23 protein-coding genes and 1 pseudogene are annotated in these 20,913 nt (G+C 23.9%); 2 read left to right on the forward strand and 22 right to left on the reverse strand.

Annotated features, from left to right (window positions below; translation table 11 throughout):
* Positions 1–115: 115 nt before the first annotated feature.
* The 12 genes from H8891_RS05235 to H8891_RS05285 form a co-directional block, all read right to left on the reverse strand.
* Positions 116–1,246: a hypothetical protein gene (locus tag H8891_RS05235; RefSeq protein WP_187005492.1), complete on the reverse strand. Its 1,131-nt coding sequence runs from the start codon at positions 1,244–1,246 to the stop codon at positions 116–118.
* Positions 1,247–1,262: 16 nt separating this feature from the next.
* Entirely contained in the window at positions 1,263–1,604 is a 342-nt protein-coding gene (locus tag H8891_RS05240; RefSeq protein WP_187005493.1) for a hypothetical protein, read from the reverse strand.
* Between the two features lie 225 nt (positions 1,605–1,829).
* A complete protein-coding gene (locus H8891_RS05245) occupies positions 1,830–2,348 on the reverse strand; it encodes an ECF transporter S component (protein ID WP_187005494.1) in 519 nt (172 codons plus the stop codon).
* Between the two features lie 18 nt (positions 2,349–2,366).
* The gene (locus tag H8891_RS05250; RefSeq protein ID WP_187005495.1) at positions 2,367–2,957 is read right to left on the reverse strand and encodes a methyltransferase domain-containing protein; all 591 of its coding nucleotides are present in this window, start codon (positions 2,955–2,957) and stop codon (positions 2,367–2,369) included.
* A 180-nt stretch (positions 2,958–3,137) separates the two neighbouring features.
* A complete protein-coding gene (locus H8891_RS05255) occupies positions 3,138–3,785 on the reverse strand; it encodes a hypothetical protein (protein WP_187005496.1) in 648 nt (215 codons plus the stop codon).
* Between the two features lie 11 nt (positions 3,786–3,796).
* Positions 3,797–5,038, reverse strand: coding sequence for a hypothetical protein (locus tag H8891_RS05260; RefSeq protein WP_187005497.1), 1,242 nt, complete (start codon positions 5,036–5,038; stop codon positions 3,797–3,799).
* Positions 5,039–5,854: 816 nt separating this feature from the next.
* Entirely contained in the window at positions 5,855–6,307 is a 453-nt protein-coding gene (locus tag H8891_RS05265; protein ID WP_207723553.1) for a YdeI/OmpD-associated family protein, read from the reverse strand.
* Positions 6,308–6,323: 16 nt separating this feature from the next.
* The gene (locus tag H8891_RS05270; protein ID WP_187005498.1) at positions 6,324–6,707 is read right to left on the reverse strand and encodes a VOC family protein; all 384 of its coding nucleotides are present in this window, start codon (positions 6,705–6,707) and stop codon (positions 6,324–6,326) included.
* 899 nt (positions 6,708–7,606) lie between these two features.
* Positions 7,607–8,353, reverse strand: coding sequence for a hypothetical protein (locus tag H8891_RS05275; protein WP_187005499.1), 747 nt, complete (start codon positions 8,351–8,353; stop codon positions 7,607–7,609).
* Between the two features lie 94 nt (positions 8,354–8,447).
* Complete coding sequence (locus tag H8891_RS15575) at positions 8,448–8,738, reverse strand: transporter associated domain-containing protein (protein WP_330604935.1); 291 nt, start codon at positions 8,736–8,738, stop codon at positions 8,448–8,450.
* 105 nt (positions 8,739–8,843) lie between these two features.
* Positions 8,844–9,743, reverse strand: coding sequence for a hemolysin family protein (locus H8891_RS05280; protein ID WP_330604934.1), 900 nt, complete (start codon positions 9,741–9,743; stop codon positions 8,844–8,846).
* A gap of 323 nt (positions 9,744–10,066) precedes the next feature.
* Entirely contained in the window at positions 10,067–11,242 is a 1,176-nt protein-coding gene (locus H8891_RS05285; protein WP_187005500.1) for a hypothetical protein, read from the reverse strand.
* Positions 11,243–11,385: 143 nt separating this feature from the next.
* On the opposite strand from H8891_RS05285, the gene H8891_RS05290 reads away from it, so the two are divergent.
* Positions 11,386–11,682: a DUF2089 family protein gene (locus H8891_RS05290; RefSeq protein WP_207723554.1), complete on the forward strand. Its 297-nt coding sequence runs from the start codon at positions 11,386–11,388 to the stop codon at positions 11,680–11,682.
* A gap of 1 nt (position 11,683) precedes the next feature.
* Positions 11,684–12,001, forward strand: coding sequence for a hypothetical protein (locus H8891_RS05295; RefSeq protein WP_187005501.1), 318 nt, complete (start codon positions 11,684–11,686; stop codon positions 11,999–12,001).
* A gap of 973 nt (positions 12,002–12,974) precedes the next feature.
* Here H8891_RS05295 and H8891_RS05300 read toward each other — a convergent pair.
* The 10 genes and pseudogenes from H8891_RS05300 to H8891_RS05345 form a co-directional block, all read right to left on the reverse strand.
* Positions 12,975–13,568 carry a hypothetical protein gene (locus H8891_RS05300; RefSeq protein WP_187005502.1) on the reverse strand — a complete coding sequence of 198 codons (594 nt, stop codon included), beginning with the start codon at positions 13,566–13,568 and terminating at the stop codon, positions 12,975–12,977.
* A 213-nt stretch (positions 13,569–13,781) separates the two neighbouring features.
* Entirely contained in the window at positions 13,782–14,930 is a 1,149-nt protein-coding gene (locus tag H8891_RS05305) for a sensor histidine kinase (protein ID WP_330604933.1), read from the reverse strand.
* A complete protein-coding gene (locus H8891_RS05310) occupies positions 14,920–15,609 on the reverse strand; it encodes a response regulator transcription factor (protein ID WP_187005976.1) in 690 nt (229 codons plus the stop codon). Before H8891_RS05310 ends, H8891_RS05305 begins: the two co-directional genes overlap by 11 nt.
* Positions 15,610–15,638: 29 nt before the next feature.
* A pseudogene (locus tag H8891_RS05315) lies at positions 15,639–16,319 on the reverse strand (M15 family metallopeptidase).
* A gap of 406 nt (positions 16,320–16,725) precedes the next feature.
* Positions 16,726–17,049: an NUDIX domain-containing protein gene (locus tag H8891_RS05320; RefSeq protein ID WP_187005503.1), complete on the reverse strand. Its 324-nt coding sequence runs from the start codon at positions 17,047–17,049 to the stop codon at positions 16,726–16,728.
* 100 nt (positions 17,050–17,149) lie between these two features.
* The gene (locus tag H8891_RS05325; protein WP_187005504.1) at positions 17,150–17,938 is read right to left on the reverse strand and encodes a hypothetical protein; all 789 of its coding nucleotides are present in this window, start codon (positions 17,936–17,938) and stop codon (positions 17,150–17,152) included.
* Positions 17,931–18,815, reverse strand: coding sequence for an ATP-binding cassette domain-containing protein (locus H8891_RS05330; protein WP_187005505.1), 885 nt, complete (start codon positions 18,813–18,815; stop codon positions 17,931–17,933). Before H8891_RS05330 ends, H8891_RS05325 begins: the two co-directional genes overlap by 8 nt.
* A gap of 12 nt (positions 18,816–18,827) precedes the next feature.
* Positions 18,828–19,190, reverse strand: a complete 363-nt coding sequence (locus H8891_RS05335; protein WP_187005506.1) for a GntR family transcriptional regulator — start codon at positions 19,188–19,190, stop codon at positions 18,828–18,830.
* 190 nt (positions 19,191–19,380) lie between these two features.
* Positions 19,381–19,848 (reverse strand): pyridoxamine 5'-phosphate oxidase family protein, encoded by a 468-nt coding sequence (locus tag H8891_RS05340; RefSeq protein ID WP_187005507.1) that lies wholly within the window; start codon positions 19,846–19,848, stop codon positions 19,381–19,383.
* Between the two features lie 85 nt (positions 19,849–19,933).
* On the reverse strand, positions 19,934–20,725 hold the full coding sequence (locus H8891_RS05345; protein ID WP_187005508.1) for a hypothetical protein: 792 nt from the start codon (positions 20,723–20,725) through the stop codon (positions 19,934–19,936).
* Positions 20,726–20,913: the final 188 nt, after the last annotated feature.

Here is a 20,913-nt window from a genome sequence, read left to right on the forward strand (position 1 = left end):
CATGATTACATTTTTTTGGTAACCAAGTTAATCAATTTCGAAATGTTAAAAATATTCATCAATCTTCTACCTTATTTATAATAAAAAATCACAACCATATTGATTGTGATTTAACTTAGATGATATTTATCTTTTGCTTGTATGTATACTCATTATTTATTAAAGATTTTTCTGTATTATTAGAAAGTTCAAATATTGTATCTAGATTTGAATCATCACTTAAATACTTACTTCTTATATTATTTGAATTTACTAAATTCTCAATATCCCCATAATTTATATTAGAATTTATTACAGAGTTTATTATTTTTATAGCTCCAACTAAATAATCTCTACTTAATTGGCGAGCTTTAGCATCTTCTATATTCGTTGGCACCTTAAATTTACATACATCTGATACACTTTTTACATCTGATCTAGGTATATCTGTATTTACTGATATATAAGTTGAAAAATGATTATCTCCTTCTACACCAAAAGTACTTATTTTAGAGTTTTCTGAACTTTCAGCTTCATATACAACAGGTCTTAAATTATTTGATTTAGCAAATTCCTCCGAATATTTTGTTAGCTTAGTTTTTAAAATTTCTCTTTGATTTTTATATTCTTCATATGTGTATTTAACTTCATTAGTTTTTAAAATTTCTCTTTTATAAGTTTTTTCAATATTAAACTTAACAATATCATCATAGTATTTAAAATTTATACTATTAAAAGATGTTGAATTTTTATCTAATTTTATATTATTTGCTTTTTTATCATTAATTTCATATCTAAATTTTGAAATACTTATATCTTTTATACTTTTAGTCGAAGTTAATAAATCATATAGTACACGAACTGCGGAATCATTTTTCAATATATCTTTATCTTTAAACATACTACCTTCAACTTTAATATCATAATTTGATTTATTTGCTATCATATTTATTATTATATATTCTTGTTCTAATTTTCCTAATTCTTCCCTAGTTGCTAGATTTAAAATTATAGTTTGCTTATCAGGTGTTAACTCTGGTTTAAATTCGCTTAACTTAAAGCTTATTTTCTCCATCAATTCTTGAGCTTGCTTATATGTCAATTTTATATCGTTATTTGTTTTATCCTTATTTTTATCTATATTACCTATTTGATGACTAACATCAATCATAGTATTTTTCATTTCTTTATTTTTTTCTGATGAACAGCCCACTACTGTTAATGCAATAATTGTTGTCAAGCTTAGAACTGCTATTTTTCTTTTCAAATTACTCACTCCATATCTATATTGAATATAGCCATAATTTATCTACCCATTTTATTGTCAAACTTCCATTTTTTACATTCTTAGTTAATAATAAAATTACTTTATGATCTTCTGCAAATAGTTCATAAATTACTTCATTAGGTTTATGCTTATCATATATTTTATCAACCGTATGAATTCTTTCTTTAAATAATTTCGGAAGCGTATAGCTTATATTGAGTAACTGTTCAGATAAAGTTACTATATCATCTTTTTCTAAGTCACAAACCTTTATATGCTCGGGTACATAATTTTTATATATTCTAAATACCTTATCCATCATTAAATCTTTTAATTTTACAAATATTGTATTACTCAACTAACATCCGCCCCCTATAATTATAAATTTATTTTATATAAACTCGCTATTTGTATATATACACATATTTTTAAAAGTTAAATCATTTATAATTTCTATATAGTTAAAATTTAACTAATAATATTATATTATATCTAAAATAAAATTGTCATTATTTAATGATTATTATAAATTAATCAGATAATATATTTTGATATAAAAAATGACCTACTAATAAGGTCATTTTTAAGCTATAACTTTTTTTATCTCATGGTTTTTCTTTAAATATTTAATAAGTATTGGTATAAATATTAATTGTATTAATATCCCTGGTATAGCTTTAGATATATTCCCAAATATAAATATTAAAGGACTTACTTGAGGTGCTATTGTTACAGATACTAAAAAAGCTCCAACTACTGCAAATAATCTTCCACCAATCATAGCTGTTATAAGTGATAGGTATATGTTTTGTATTTTATCAAATAAAATTCCAGTTAAAAATCCATAAGCACATAATTCAAATGTCATTATAGGCATCATCGGAATTATAGGAGGCATTCCTGTCATTAATCCACTTAGTATAGGTGTTATTATTCCTACTAAAGCTCCACATGTAGGTCCTAGTAAAAAACCTGCTATTAATACTGGTATGTGCATTGGTAAAAATATTGTTCCTGCTAAGTTTACTGTATGAAATATCATAGGCATTATTATTCCAAAAGCTATAAATATTGATGATAAAACTATTTTCTTACTTTTCATTGCTTATACCCCTTGAATTTAATTATTACTTAAAACTAAATAATACATTTGATCATTTTCAAAAGCTTCTACCACATTTAGTCCAATATCTTCAAATAATTTAACTTGATTATCTATAGGTATTAATCTAGCTTCACTTACTGCTTCATTTTTTTCCTTATGCATGTTATTTAAAAACTCCCTACTATTTGAATGTGCTATCATAAGTTTTCCATTTTCACTTAAATTATTTTTAACTAATGTTTTAATTGTTTTAGTTTTATTTTCTAGATGTGGAAACATAGAGTAAAGAATTATTTTATTGTACTTTTCTTTTATAACTTCATTTTCAACGTCTATAATTTCAAAATCTAAGTTTTGTATATGTTTGTATTTTTTTCTTGCAACTTCTAGCATTCCATTAGAAAAATCTACTCCTCTTATATAACCATTTTTATTAAGTTTCTTTATAAATGGTATTAATACTCCTGTTCCTGTACCTACATCAAGTACTCTTTCATTTTCTTTAATATCCAATTTAGATAGTAAAGTATTGATTTTCTCCTTATTTACTTCGATAATATTGTCCCATTCTTTTGAGATATTATCGAAAAAATCTCTTTGGTTCATAAATATTTTCCCCCTTAATTTTTAAATCAAAAAAAGCCACGAAGGTTTTAAAACCTTCATGGCTTTGGTTAAAGTAATTTATCTAAGAAAATTATAGTTATATTTAGTTGTATTTGTCAACTAATATTTAACTTTGTTTAAGTATATATTTTAAAACTATTTTTATGCTTTTTAATATATTTAATTTACGTATATTTCTTTAAAATAAGAAATAGAATCTACTTTGTCTTTATTTGTCCCTATAAATGAATTTTGTGAATCATATAATCTTTCATATCCAAACCTTACTATAAAATTTCCTTTTGATGATGTGTAATAAATATACTTTTCATCATCAAAAACTTTAGAAGTTAATTCTTTTGAGTCATTTGGTAATACTTTAGAAACTGTATCTAAAGCTTCTTCATTAGTAAATGATTTTTCTATATTCGAATAGCTATATCCTTTTAGAATCATTGCATATTTTTTATTATTTAATGGTTTTAAATCTTTATTTGCTTTATGATTATAAGCAAGCCCATTTTTAAATTCATAAAAATAGTCATCTGAGTTTTTCATAGTGTTGTCATAAGTTAAATATTTCTTATTAACTTCTTTATATCTTTTTAATACTTCTTCGTTATCAAAAACTTTTATACTATCATACATAACTTCTGTATGGTTATTTTCAAGTTCTATTTTATCATTAGGATTTACAACTTTTGTAGGACTGTCATTTTCTATACTTATTTGAGCTTTTTTATTTTTTGAGTTTGTAAAAATAACTAATGATATTATAACTAATGTTAATACTACCACCACTGTAATTATATATTTTTTATTTATCATAAAATCCTCCATTATTTATAAAGTGGTTTTGAAACTTTACTATCCTTTATCATAAGCAAGTACTGTATATAATCTGATGTATATTGATCTTTCTTAGCTTTAAACTTATGCTCAAATGGCCATATAAATTTTGAACTAAATGGTGTAAATTTATTATTAAGTTTAAATAATATAGCATCATCTTGACTATTTATATAATCATCAAATAAAATTGAATCTATTTGTGAGCTAGTTATTTTATCAACTGCTCCAGAGTTTTGATATCCATAATGAATAGATAATATTTTACCTTTATACTTTTTATCCTTATTTAATAAACTTGCAAAAAAATCTATTTTGCTTTTATTAAATTCATCATAAAAAGTTTCTTGTAAGATATGAAACCCTCCCCATTGACCAAAGTACTTTGCATCATTTATCTTAGAGTCTAAATATTTAAAGTTTTTATAGATATAATTATCCCTAATAATATTCCATTTGTTGTGAGGTTGTAAATAAGATATACACATTTGTTGTATATTGTTTGATACATACCTAAAATTTTCAAACTCTTCTTTAAATATCTTCTTATAAATATCTTCATTTTTAGATATATCTTTTAAAAGATTTTCTACAGATGTTTTTAATTTTACCTTATCATCATTAGAATTATCATAGTTCTTCAAATTTATCATTAAATATTTTAAAGAAGTTGTACACAAATCTTTATCTTTCATTATGTCTACTATATAATCTAAACTAGTTTTAGAACTATGTTCTATATCTGGACCTAATATTTTTATTCTTTTATTTTCAGGCAAGGTCTGATTAAATTCATACAACTGTTTATAACTACGATAATCATCTTTATTACAAAATGCAGTTCCTTTTGAATTTTTAAAAACTCGCTTTAAAATATTTTCATCTCCAGTTTCTAAATACTTATTTATAAAGTAAGCACTAGTATAAGGGATTTCATCCAAACAGTAATTTAATTCCATTTCTTTTTTTAAATATTTAATCATTTTTATTTTAAATAAATTATCCTTATTCAAAGCATGATCTTCTCCTGTAAATACTATCTTCTTATTTTTTAAATCTTTTTTAATCAATTCAAGTCCTGAAAAATCATCTATATCATCTAAATTTACAGTTGATTTATTATTACTTAAGTATTTACGTTCTGTTTTATACGGAGTACTTAAATATACTATTAACGCAATAGGAATTAGCATAAATAATAATATAGTGCCTAAAATCTTTATTTTTTTCAATAAACTATCCTCCTAATAGTTAAATATTATCATTTTTTGCTTATATCTCTCTTTTATTTAATTTACTTCGACTCTATAGTATGTTTTCCTTTATTTTAAAAGTAAAAAACTACCCTAATATGAGGTAGTTTTTTATATTATTATTTTGAGTTTTTTTCTATGTCTATCAATTTTAAATCTGTATTTACTGAAGTTTCTAATAAAACAAATGCCAGTAATTTGATTACTGGCATTAGATTAATTTGACATGGAATATTTTGATATTTGTATCTATATTTATATTTTATGCTATATTTTAAATTTAATTACTTAAGATACTTTCTTTGTTAAATAATTAATATAAATTTATATCTCATTACGCAGTAATTCCCAATACCACAATAAAGACATAGATATGGTTTTTATACAAATTATAATTTTCAAACCATAAAATATCAACCACATTGGGCTTTTATATACTGATATCTGTATATAGTATTGCATTATGCATAGTACTATTATCAAATATAATACTAATAATATTTCTGCCTTTGCTTTATGACTTATCAATCAAATCATCACCTTTTTATAATTATCTACATTATAAAATTAGCTAATGGTGCTATCGCTGTTATAACAAAAGCTAATATTATCATAAATATTGCTACTCTTTTCATAACTAAATTTTTAGACTTTTTCTCTTGTTTAATCATATTAATCAATCCTCTCAACTATAATGTCAACTATATTCTTTATTATACAACTTGATTTAAATTTAATCCATAAGCTTTTTATAATATTAATTTAAATAAAAAACTAACATAAATTTATGGTAGTTTATAACTTTTCTTTATTCTTTAACTTTTCTATAGTTGTATCTATACGTTTTAATCTTGTTTCTTCTTTCTTAGCACTCTCTATCCACATTACACACTTCCTTCTCATAGAAAATGATAAACTATTCCAAAACTTTCCTATTTCTTTATCAGAGTTTATTTTATCTAATAATTTCTCTGGAGGATTAACTACTCTTTCTTCTTCATCCTTTTCAATTGTTACGTCTATAATATCTCCAGCCTCTTTTTGAATGTGATTTCTTATATCCTTAGTAATTCCTATAATATAACAACCACCCATACTAACTATAGAACCTCTATACTCATAATCGTCAAAAGTTGCTTTTACCTTAACCCGTTTACTGTTATATACCTTCTCTACATCAAATGGGATTTCTACATAAGCTCCATTTTTAGCTTCTATTTTTTTAATTTCTGCCTTAAACTTTTCCATTTTAATCTACCTTTAATTAATATCTATCTTCTCTAATTAAAAATTCATTACCGTCTTGATCTTTAAATGAGAACATACTTCCATAAGACATCTTCATAAGTTCTCCTACTGCAACTTCTTTTTCTTTAAGTTCCTTATATGTAGCATCTATATCATTAGTACTTAATATTACAGAAGGATGTTCTATGTTTATATTTGGATTTTGAGATTTCATTAAACCTTTTTCATATAAAACAAAAGTAGTAAATTCACTTTCACTTGGTTCCACTTCTAACCATTTCATATTAGGCCCGATTTGTTGTTCAAATTTAACTACAAATCCTAGTTTATTTGTCCAGAACTCTTTCGCTTGTTCTTGATTATTAACGTATAAAGTTATTTTTCCTATTTTATTTATCATGTCATTACCTCCTAATGTTATAAATTTATAATACTATTACCCATTTATTTTGTATTGCAAAATTCGACATTTTAATGTTTATTAATATAATAAATTATTATTATCAATTCTATCTTAATAACTAAATTTGTACTGTGAAAAAACTTATGTATTTCTAAAAAAAATACTACCATAAAAATTATGGTAGCACTTAATAAAAGAGTAGTTATATAAATATTTTTTGTAGATTTTATTTACCAATTTCAATTTCACTTTCAAAATCAATAGATGTTTTATTATATTACAATTAACATATTTATGCAATATTTCCATAAAAAAAAGTTTAAATTATTTATTGTTTAATTTAAACTTTTTTAAGTCCATCTATTTTTTCTTGAAATCTAAAATCCAATATTATAAATCTATACTTTTCTTTACGTATAAATTTTATTTTTATTATTTATTATAGATATTTTTCGTTATTTCCTACTAGGTAATATAAACCTGCGTATTTTTTATATTCTATATTCTCTCATCCTCAATTTCTAATTCTATTTAAATTCATCAATCCGTAACACATATAATTTTTTCTGTTATTTCCTATAGTTTTTTCAAATAAGTCTCTATCATTTACTATTGGAATTAATTAAAACTAACAATATTAATAATGCAAATACACTATATTTTCCAATTGCTTAAATATTGATTTACCTAATTCTTTATGTAAAAAAGGAGCTTCATTTCAATAAAGCTCCTTTTTAGATTAGATATCACCTTTTATTTATAAATTCATTTTAAAATATATATTCACTAACTTATCCAACGTAAATTGCACAATAAAACAGATATTTTCCTCAACACAAAAACTGGGTAATTACTTATTATTTGTTAGGTGAGTATTAAATATATTATATACTTTACTAAAACCCACTATTTTCTTTAATTTGCTTTATTAAATTTTCTCTATTTTCTTCCAGTTGAATAACTCTATTTACATTAGCTCCTGATGGATGTGGAAATCCTTTAAGAATCTGTTTTTCACAAATAATTCCTTCTTCCGATAATTTATACAGTACCTCTTCAACAGCCCTGCCTAAGGGTATTATTAATATATCTTTTAAATTTTCAATGTTGTTAACCTCTTTAATAAAATTATCATATACATATTTCATTAAAAACTCACTTTTTAATAATTTAGGTGTATGTCCTGAATAATTCTGTTTTTTTACAAATACAGGGTAAGGTACCAATGATACAGTATGTAGTAAGTAATCTTTGTCTTCAAATAAGTCAGTACAACTATTTATACTTAACGCCTCATTAAGTTTTATATAATCTAACATACTAATTATATTTTTTCTTAAGCTTCCACTAAATCTACCAGCCACCTTACATTTATATTGAATTTCTTCAATATTAGTTTCTAACTCTAGTTCTTTTCGAGCAGTGGAAATAGCTGTGCTCATTTGTTGAAATCCAGGTGTTATTCCAACAATAAATATCTTAGCTTTTGAGTTTAAATAATCATTATGTGGAGCATAATATATTTTTATATTCCCACTTTTTTCTATAAGTAAATCATCTATTAATAATTCATTTTTTTCATATTTATCTTTTATAGGAAGCTGTTTTATAACTTCTTCATATTCATGTAATGTTTTTTTCATATGCTCCTCGCTATCTTAGTTTTTATTATTTATATATACACTTTTTATTACACTTATAACAACTGATTATATTACGCTCATAACTATATTTTTATTATTTATCAGATAAATCCTTAATCAATAATTTGTTTATTCTTTTTCTATCACATTTTAATATAATAAACTCATAATTTTTATAAGTAAACTTGTCATTAACTTGTGGATATGACTCTAATTGAATATAAGCCCATCCTCCTATAGTATCGATGTTTTCATCTTCAATGTTTATATATAAAAGTTCGGTTATATCTTCAATAAGTACCTTCCCATCTACAATATAACTGTTATCTTCAGTTCTAATAATTGCATCTTCTTCCTCATCAAACTCATCTTGAATTTCACCCACAATTTCTTCTAAAATATCTTCGATAGTTATTAATCCAGCAGTCCCTCCATACTCATCAATAATTAAAGCTACTTGTACTTTTTCTTTTTTAAATATTTTAAGAAGTTAACTTATTAACATAGATTCTGGAACAAGTTTAATCTCACGAATAATATTTTTTATATCTTGGCCATTACCTTCAATCTTTTGCTTATATAAATCCTTTATATGTATAAATCCAATAACATTGTCTTTATTACCTTTACATACAGGATATCTAGTAAGCTGTTCATTTAATGTGTATGATATAATATCATCAAAAGAGTCTTCTATGAAAATATTTATAATATCAGTACGTGGGACCATTATTTCTTTTACAGTTTTATCAGAAAAATCAAATATATTATCAACAAGAGTTAATTCAGTTTTATCTACTAAACCATGCTTATAACTTTCTTCAATCAATAACTTTATTTCCTCATCAGTATGAACTGATTCATGTTCATCAACTTGAGAAAGCCCAAATATCTTTAATATCCAATTAGTACTATGGTTAAATATCCACATAACTGGATATGTTACTTTATAAAAAAGTATAAGTGGAAAAGCTGTGCTTAAAGCTATTTTTTCTGAACTTACAATTGCTAGTGATTTAGGAACCAATTCCCCAAATACAATATGACAACCAGTTATAATTGAAAATGCAATAATAAATGCAATTGAATGTTCGGCACTTGGTGGTAAATGAAATAGATTAAATATTGGCATTAATAGACGTAACACAGCAGGCTCTCCTACCCATCCTAGACCTAAAGATGCTAAAGTTATTCCAAGCTGGCAAGCTGATAAATATGAATTTAAATCTTTAACAACGATTAAAGTGTTCTTAGCACGTTTATTGTCTTGAAGTGCTAATGTTTCTATCCTAGATTTTCTCACTTTTACCATAGCAAACTCTGTAGCAACGAAAAATCCATTTAAAAATACAAGAAAAAATACTACAAGTATATTTATAAAAATAATCATATATGTATTATTCACCTCTCAAATTAATATAAATACAAATTACTATATAATATATTATTAACATTTTACAATTAAATAAAAGTTAAATTATCAAACTAGAATATATGTTTAAAGTTCATATAAAAATAGACCTATATTAGGTCTATTAGTTTATAGCATTTTCTATTGATTGCATGGTTTTATTTATATGATTTTGATTATATTCAATTTATATAAATGTAAATAATTATTTTTTATATTTCTAAGTATGTTTTTAATAATGCTTAAAATAAAATAAGGTATCCAAAAAATTAGGCTAACTTATTTTTAAAAATTGTATAGTTTTATTTTTGTAAATTACATAGATTTTGTCCTTTTCTTAATAACTCGTTATAACTATTTTCTTGTTTTATTTCATTCATCTTACCTTCTGTAATATCATCATTTGAAATATTAAAATACTTCTTTAATATCTCATACTGAGTTTTTCCATCTTTGCCTTTTCCGTCTTCTATATCTTCTTTCCAGTTAATACCTAATTTATCCATTATTAAACCTAGTGCTGACCCTGTTTCATACTTAATAGGTCTTTTTAAGTAAGATATAGGTTTTGCTGTACCATCTGCAAAGCAATCAAATGCATGTGAGAAAGTAACATGATATGGCTTTTCTTGATTTGCAAGAACGGTTAATCTTCCACCTGTTAATTTACTGTATCTATACTCTATATATCTTGCAACTCCTTCTATAGCTTCTGTATTTGTTTCTGCCATTAACTGTGGCCACTTTTCGTATCTATAAGTACGTACAATGGTCCAATCTTTTAAATACTTTTTAATTTCTTCTTTATTGGTACTTTCCATATATTTATCTAAAAGTTTAAATTCTAATCCCATCAATGCATAATTTTCTTTACTTTCTGGGTAGTTTTCTATATATTCACCATCATTTTTATCATATGTCCAATCTTTTTGATTATATACATGGAATGATTCGTGTAATAAAAATGATGAAAAATCAAAATATAAATCTGGATTTTCTATCATTTTATGATGATACTTAAAATAAAATACATTTTCTCCATCAATGTCTAAAGTCCCAAAGTTTGAAGGAAACCAAGTTGAAATCATGTCTATATCAAATTTACTAACTCTATAAACTGGAGGCAAATTTAAAGATTTAGGCATATCTATTTTCTCTGAAATTATACTATTTTTTATTCCTTTAACATTAATAGCATATGCATACTTTCTCATAACGCCTTTATCTTGGTTAGTTCTTATTAAAATTATTGGTAATTCATTTAGTCTATAATTATCATTCCATAACTTATCACTATTTTTCTCAAACTGATTATATATATTTGATAATTGTTCAAACATCTTCTTATCCAATGAATTAAAATCTTCATATTTAGTCTTATAGGTTTTATTTAATATAATATTAATTGCTACAACTCCAAGTAATACAATCATAATAACAAAGGCTCCTATAAATATCTTATTGTGCTTTTTTTTCATTAGTTTTTTATTCTCCTTTATGTATTTAAAAATTTTTTTAATTTTTTAATTTTATTCAAGATAACTTTAGTATTGACTTTAATATTATTAAAATTTATATTAATTATATTAAAGTCTTTAAATTTATGCAAGAGGTGATACATATGAATAAATTACCAGAATGGATAGAAAACTTAGATGAGGAAGATATAAATTTCATAAAAAAATTTATACTTTCATCTGGCTCATTAAAAGAAGTTGCTACTTTGTATGGAGTAACTTATCCAACTGTAAGATTGAGATTGGATAAGTTGATTCAAAAAATAAAATTAAATGAGTCTAAAACTAATGAACCTTATATTATGTTGATAAAAAAATTAGCATTAGAAGATAAACTAGATTTTGATACTGCTAAAATTTTAATTTCAGAATACAAAAACCTAAAGAAAGAAGGTAAATAGTATGTTATTAATTACAAATATTTTAATTAGCTTATTATTAATAGTTGTTGTTATAATAGCTCAAACTAAACTTTCTAGTAATGAGAATAAATTTTTAGGGTTGGTTTTTCCATCAATTAGTTTTATATTTTCTATTTTACTGATTAGTTTTACTTTCTCTATAGATAGTTTAGACGTTAGTGGAATTTTTACTTTTATATTAACATTAATTTTATTTAATATCCCTACACTAGTATTGTTAGCAATTTATTATTTTAGTCGTAAAAAAATAAAGAAAAACAGTGCTATAGATAGGATGAATATTCAAGATTTAGAGTAAGATAAAAAGTGAAGTCATTAGAATTACTTAATTTCAATGACTTCACTTTTGTCGTTTTATATCTTTCGTATATTATTCCCGTCATTTGTATAAATTTACACACTGAAAATATTGTCCTATTCTGCTACAATTTACTCATAATATAAAATATAGGGGTATAATATGAAAGTTAATTTTAAATCTAAAATATTTTGTTTGATTGTAGCAATAATGTTGATATCAGGATTTTATATTTTTCAAACCAAATTAAACTCTACTAAAACTCTCCTTTAATATATCTCAAAAAAATCTAGTCAATTTCAAGCTGTTATAAATTTAGTTGTAATACCTAATATAGACACTTTAAAAGAAGTTGGTTATATAGCTTTCTTTTTACTAGTTATACTTTTTTGTAGATTTGTACAAAATGAATATTTTAAAGTAAATAAAAATAACTAAAAGGATTGATGTATTGCACACTCTTCCTTTTAGTTATTTCATAAACTTCTTCTATACAATTTTAATCAATTACAATATCTATTCATTACCAGTAATCTTACGAGATTTAAAGGCATTTTCATCCGCTTTATTTTTTATTAAAACTTCATTTGAAAAATTTCATTCTGTACTATAATCTTTACTATATATTTCTTCTTTTTCTACATTATTATCATTAGTAATATCATCTACGGTTTTAATACTAATAACCTTCTAATTATATAAGTATTTTTTGCTTATCAATTTATATAAATTTAATTATTGTTCATTTGCAATTTTTAATTCATCATTTAATAGTACAGCCCCTGCTGCTAATATAAATGGTACTATCATTAAAGTTCCTAATATTATTGTCATATACAATCACTCCCAATGTCTTATTTATTTGATAAGTTTATTATACATGCTCAACCTTAAAATAGCCTTGCGTCAATCTTAAATATTCCTTACATTTTTGATAGATATAAAAATGCCGCAATTTATATTTTTATTAGTTTTATTTCAATAATTCTTTAAATTTTTCAATATCATCTTTATAAATATATACAGTTTTAACTTTATTATCATCAAAAGTTAATACTAATTCTCTATACTTAATTCCTTTAAAAGAAGTTTTAAACTCATAGCTCTTTACACTGCTAAAACGATATAATCTACCATTCTCTAATATTAAACCTTCTTTATATAATATTCCTTGTTTTGAATCGATTTTAATATCTCTCTCTATTGATATAAACATTAATAACCATACAATAGCATTTATAATATATATAAATTCAAATTGATCCATAAAAGGAGCTGTAAAAAAATTTCCAATTATATACTTAAAATCTATATCAAAATTAATAATAGGTACAATCGCAGATATGTAAGTAAAAGAAAAACTATCTTCTAATCTACTTTTACAATATAGATTGATTTTTTCAGAAAATTCCCCCTTATAAATCTTCCTATTAATTACACATGTTATGTATACATATATTAGATATATAGTAAAGCCAGTAGTTGATATAGTAAATAAATATATGTTTTTTATTATAATAGATAATAAAACTAAGACTATAAATACTATTATCGATAGTTTAGCCATTTCATCCCCTCCATTTAATTTTGAAATATCATTTTTAACATTATCACAAATCCATTATTTATTAATAAATTTGGATTAATATATGGATATTTTGGAGTGAAATAATTATTTAAACATCCAACCTAAGTCATTTCTTAATTTATAAAAAATTAATTAGTATTTAAAAATAAAAACATCCAACTTAATGGATGCTTTTTATTTATATAAATTTAATTATTGTTCATTTCCAAGTTTTAATTCATCATTTATTAAAGGTAGTTTAACTTCAAATACCGTTTCATTACTATCGCTAGTAACTGAAATTTCTCCACCATGTATTTCTATAATATTTTTAGTAATAGCTAGTCCTAACCCTGAGCCTCCATCATCTCTATTTCTAGATTTTTCTACTCTATAAAATCTATCAAATATATGAGGTAAATCCAGTACAGGTATTGGCTCTCCATAATTTATAACTTTAACTATTGCCATTTCACCTTTTTTCTCAGTTACAATATCAATATAGTAGCCATCTTTTCCATACTTCATTGCATTAGTAATTAAATTTTCAAAAGCTCTTACTAATTTAATAGGATCAGCTTCTATTATACATTTATCTTCGGAAAAATTTAATCTGCCTTCCATGTGTGCTTCTTTAAATTGATACTCAAAATGAGATACTATTTGACCTATTAACTCAACCAAATTTATTTTAACTTTATTAAGTTTCATTGTATTATTTTGCATTTTTGTAAGATCAAATAAATCGTCTATAAGTATTTTTAAAGTATTTGACTTTTCATAAGCTATACTTGTATAATATCTAAGCTGAACTTCATCCTTATACTTATCATCTTCTATAAGACTTAAATATCCTATTATTGATGTTAAAGGAGTTCTCAGGTCATGAGATACATTAGTAATTAAATCTGTTTTTGTTTGTTGAGCCATTCTTTCTTCTATTGTTATATTTCTTAATTGTGAAACTATATTATTTATATTATCTGCTAGACTTTTTATATTTCCTGAATCATTTACATCTATTACATGTTCTAAATTACCATTTGCCATTATCTCTACACTTTCTATAAGTGATACTATATTTTTACTTTTCTTATATGTGATAAGTATGTATATTGATGTAGTAACAACTATAAATAGCACTGTATAAACTAACTCTCCTGGTGAATTATGCTTTAAATACATAAAATAATCAACAATATAGTTTATTAAATCATATCTGGATGTTCTATATAATTTATCTATAATTGCACGTAATGTATAAAGCAATACTCCTGATAAAATACAACTTATTAAAAGATCAAAAATAGGTTGAAACATATACTTATATATTCGTGAGTTATATGATAGTTTATTTTTCAATTTTATAACCAACTCCCCATACAGTATGTATTATTTTAGTGCCATTCATATATTTTTCTATTTTTTCTCTTATTCTACTCATATGAACCATAACTGTATTATTAGATTGATAATATTTTTCTTTCCATACTTTTTTAAATATATCTTCTGTACTAAATACTACTCCTCTATTAGTTGCTAATAAGTATAAAATATCAAACTCTCTAGATGTTAAAGTTATTTCTTTATCATCTACAGTTACTCTATGCTTATTTTTATCTATAGTTAAAGATTCAATATTTATAACATTTTCTGTATCAACAGTATTATTAAAGTAGTAAGCTCTTCTTAAAAGAGCCTTCACCCTAACTGTTAGTTCTAATGGATTGAATGGTTTAGTCATATAATCATCTGCTCCAGTCATTATACCTTGAATCTTATCCATATCTTCAGATTTAGCACTAAGCATAAGTATTGGTATACTTAGTTTCTCCCTAACTTTTCTACAAACTTCTATCCCATCCATTTTTGGCATCATTATATCTAATACAATTAATTGTATATTATCTGATTCTAATATATTAAGGGCTTCTTCACCATCACTAGCTTTTACTACCTTATATCCTTCATTAGAAAGATATATATCTAAAAGATTTCTTATTTCTTTTTCATCATCTACAACAAGAATTTTCTTTTCCAACTTTAACTTTCCCTTCATTTTTATAATATTTATATAGCTTTATTTTCAACATATTCTTCTAAAGTTACTCCTTTTTCAAAAATGTCCTTTGCTATATCTTTGCCTACATATCTTATATGCCATGGTTCATATTTCTTACCTGTTATAGTTTCTTTTCCTTTTGGATATCTTATTATAAATCCAAATCTATGTGCATTTTCTGCTAACCATTGAGCTTCTTTTGTGCTTTCTACAAACCATCTATCTTCATTTGTAACATCTATAGCAAATCCTGTTTGATGCTCGCTTGTCCCAGGTATTGCAACATATTCTTCTGCTTTCTTTTTACCTTGAGCTATTACTCTTTATATATATGTTTCCTTTTGAGTTTTATAAGATCTATAACCTGATGTTGCTAAAAAGTTTATACTTTCTTCTTCTTTTGCTGTTTTAAATAATTTCTCTAAAGCATCAGCAGCTACTTTTTCTAGTTGCTTTTCTTCTTTTATAGTATCGTCAATAAATTCTACATCTAAAGTCCTAAGTTCTTTGGGTTTATATGATCCGATTTTATTATCATTATTAACTAATAGTATATCAGGTTTCTTTTCTTTAAAAGTTTTTGTACTTGTTTCACTACTCATACTCAAGTTTATTGCATCTCCCTTTATTATAAACATACTAAAAGCTAAAATTGCCGAAGTTATTAATATTAATTTGTTAAATTTCATAGTCTATTATCTCCTTTTGATTTGATATATTTATTCTAAGATATAGACTTTAAGTAATTTATAAATAATTCTTAAGCTTTCTTAAGTTTTTATTGTTTAATCTTAAGTAGGGAGAATTTATTTATTGTTATATTATACTTATACCTTAAATTTCCTAAATTAGTCAATAAAGCACTTTATAAGACTTATTAATCAAATCTATATTAAATTAATTAAAGCTATAATCAATTGATTATAGCCTTAATTTTAAATTTATTTAAAGTACTTACCATATGGTCTAAACTGATTTAATTTATATATAGTTTCATCTAATGAATTTAAAATTTTTTCTAATTTTTCTCCAATAATACTTAAAAGATAATTATATAACCTTTCACCACTTTCTTGAATAGTAAATCCTGATAAGTTAAAGTTCTGTTACTTCTGCAAAATATAAACCTCCAAAGGTTGACACTGGGTGTTTAATGTTATCACTATCTTCTTTTGTAACAGAATAAATACAGATAGGTATAATTTTAAACTCTTTTGCTCCTGTTTCCTCCTGCAGTTCTCTTGATGCTGTAATACTTATTTCTTCCCCTTTTTCTCTATGTCCACCTGGAATTTCCCAAGTTTCTCTATCTTTGTGTTTTGCTAGAATCCATTTATTTTGAAATCTTGATACTATTACAGCAAATAATAAATCATTATCGTCTATTTCATCCCATTTAAAGAAATTAACATTAATCATATAAAATATTTCCCCTTGTAATTTTTATATTTAGCAAGTGCCCACTAAAACAGATGTTTCCTTGTAATTTAAAAAATGAGGTTTTAATCAACCTCATTTTTTAACTCCATAACTTTATTCTTAACTTATTATGAGCATAATCTTTTATAGGAGCATTTTTAAGCATTAGACTAGCTAATCCCATTGCTACTACGAATACTATTACCTCTAAAGCATACAATTTACTTGGGTTATTTATAAAATAATCAACTATCCATAATATCCTTTCTCCAAACTTACTTATTATATCCGCATTGATATAACTAAGTCTAGTTATATATAATACAGCTATAATTGGCAATACTATAAATAAAATTATATTGGTTTTTATATCAATTCTATAAAATATAGCTCCAAACATAAATCCTAATGAACTAAAAGCTAGTTGACATATGAACATCCCAAAAAAGCTTCCTATTATACCTTCATCCCCCACAATCATATTTATAAGTTCAGTTTCATTATCTAATTTTACAGTACCACTACTTACATTGTTAGATAATAGATTAATTAGCTCCTCTATTAAAGTTACAAATACTAATGTAGATAGACTAATAATTATAATATATATAATAGATGCTTTTATAAATGATTTTCTATCGGCTCTTATACTCATAGCTCCTGAAAACTCTTTTACAGCTATGCTTAAAGAAAATATAGTTGGAAATAAAATTCCAAGCACACTAAGCTGTGTCTTATAAAGAATAAGTGATTCTCCTAATGACTCCCCTCTACTTAGTCCCTCTATCAAAAATGCACTTACTTGCAAAGATATAAAAATTAATATAAATATCATATAGTATATATAACTATGTTTTAAAAACATAATATGTGGTTTTATCCTATTCATAAACCTTTACCCCCTTTTTATTAATGTTTATAAATAAATCTTGAAGATTCATATTATCTAGTTCTATATTACATTCATTTATAATTTTCATATCACCTTCACCAATATCTCCATAATAAGAATAAGTAGCTATATTTCCAAAAGACCTGACTTCTTTTACCCCTTTTAATATCTTAAGTCTTTTTAAGTCCTCTTTATTTCCACTTATATAATAAGATTTTGTATTTATATTTTCTACATAGTCATTTACTAAAACACTTCCATCTTTTATTATTGCTACTTTTTCTAATAATTCCCCTATCTCCTCTATTAGATGTGTAGATATTATTATACTTCTTTTTTTATTTACATAACTTTCTAGCAAAATATCATAAAACTCTTTTCTATTTAAAGCATCAAGTCCTATAGTAGGTTCATCAAATATAGTTATTTTAGCATTTGAACATATTCCCACAATATTAGATACAGATGTTTTCATTCCTCTTGATAATTTTTTATATCTTGCCTTTTGATTTATATCAAATACTTCACAAAGCTTTTTTTCAAGTTCCTTATCATAATTACTATAAAAACTTGAATACATATTAAATATAGTTTTTACTTTGGCTTCATTATTGTAAAACTCTCTTTCTCTAACTACACATATATTTTCTAAAACCTCAGGATTTATTCTTGGGTCTAAGCCAAGTACTTTTATATCTCCATTTTTACTCATAAGTTGATTTGTCATTATGTTTATTAATGTAGTTTTACCTGCTCCATTTTTCCCCAAAAGACCATAAATTTTATTTTCTTCAAATTCTATATTCAAGTTTTTAAATACTTGTTTATCTTTAAATTTATAGTTTAAATCTTTTATCTCTATTACTCTATTCAAAATTATCACCCTTTACAAAGATTTATTTATCATTTCTAATAATTCAGTTTTGCTAATTCCAAGTTTTTTAGCTTCTTTTACTAGCTCTTTAATATATACTTCTTTGAAATTTTCTTTTCTACTATCACCTATTATCTTTTTAGCCCCTTCACATACAAACATACCTATCCCTCTTTTTTTGTATAAAATATTCTTTTCAACCAACAAGTTAACCCCTTTAAGTATAGTTGCTGGATTTATTTTATATAGCTTTGACAGTTCTGTAGTTGATGGAATTTGTTCATTTTCCATAATACCTTCAGATATCACTTCATCTTCTATCGCCTTTGCTATTTGTATAAATATTGGTTCATTGTCATTAAGTATTAATTTCAACTTACCACCTCCTTACTTGGTTAGTTACTTAAGTAATTAACTATATATCTATATGGTATATAAATACATTTTATAATGCAACCATTTTCACAAAATACTTTTAGTCAATTTTAGATATAAAAAAGCACCTAACTTTTATGCTAGGTGCTTTTTTATTATCTATTTTACATTTAGTTTTAATAGCTTTTAATTATTTTATAGCTTTACCTGTCATATGTTCTATACTAATTTTCATAACGCTCGTAGCATCCTTAGCTCTTGATATGTATAGTTTACCCTCTTGTAAAAATTCAGGTGAATATTTTTCTATAAGCTTAAGTAAAGCCATCTCTTTTTCTTCTCCATCAATTTCAGTTGCAATACCAAAAGCTATAACACTTTCATATTTTGTACTAAATTTACTTGGTAAAACTTCTGTATCTCCTACTACATTAAAAGATACTTTTTCATGATTTTTTATATTATCAATTTTGTGTCCTACTTTTGCACTATGAAAATATATACATTTTTCATAGTATACATAACTTATAGGCACAGAGTGTGGATATCCATTTTCACCTATAGTTGCAAGTGTTCCATATTCCCCTTTGTTTAATATTTGGTCTATCTCTTCTTTAATTTCAATTTTTCTATTTTGTCTTCTCATTTGTCTAAACATAACCAATCTCCTTTGCAGTTAATTTTAAATTTTATTACAAGTATATAATAAAAATAGTATATTTATCAAAAATTTATAGTATTTATTATTTCATTAAATTTTTAAATATAGCTTCTTGTTCTTTCAAATTATCACTACTTTTCCACAATTGAATATCACTTTTATTTCCTTTGTAATAACACATCGATATTTTATTAGTATCTTCATTTTCAATTAAAACATCTTTACATTTATTTAACTTTGTATCATGTACGATAAATAATCTATATCCATTTTCCTCAATTAAATAATTTTTTAAATTTGTATTTTCTTTATTGTAATCTTTAAATTGAACAAACTTATTTTCTTTAAATAAATTTTTTATTTTTGCTATACTCAAACTTGCATCATTCTCTATAGATTCAGCTATTTTATAATAAATTTCATATATTGTATCAAGTTTTTGTCCATTATTTATTAAATTAGCTAAATCTTTTTGTTCTTTTAAAGATTTTAAGTATATCCCTAAATTCAAATCCAACTTTCCATTTTTTAACTTTATGTAATCTGTATGTAAATAAATATCATCGCTATTTTCTTTCTTAAATTCATAAGATATACGATTTATTTGATTTTCACCTTCTAAATAGGATATATTTAATTCTTCATTTTCATCTATGACCTTATTTTTATTATTTTTTAAATCTAAATTTGAATTTATATCCTTTAATTTTTTTAAATTCATTTCTTTGCCTTTGATATCTGTATCTACAGTGTCAAAATATAAGTTCTGTAATTGAGATAAATTTTTATTTTCTAAACTAGATATTGATACAGTACTAAATAAAACAATACAGTTAACTCCTATAACCAAAAATAAAAGTTTTTTTACTTTCATTTTCCCCTCCTATAATTTGTATACCCTTTTAAATTAATAATATTTCTTACAATACAATTAAATTGTAGCTTTTATACATCCAAATTCGGTAACGAATAAGTTACATAATCACTAGTCAAAATAACACTTAATATATAAAACTTCCTTATAATAAAAAAGTATGGATAATTTATCCATACAATAATTTA

Origin of the sequence: Paeniclostridium hominis (genome assembly GCF_014306135.1) — a bacterium.
GTDB classification, from domain to species: Bacteria; Bacillota; Clostridia; order Peptostreptococcales; family Peptostreptococcaceae; genus Paraclostridium; species Paraclostridium hominis.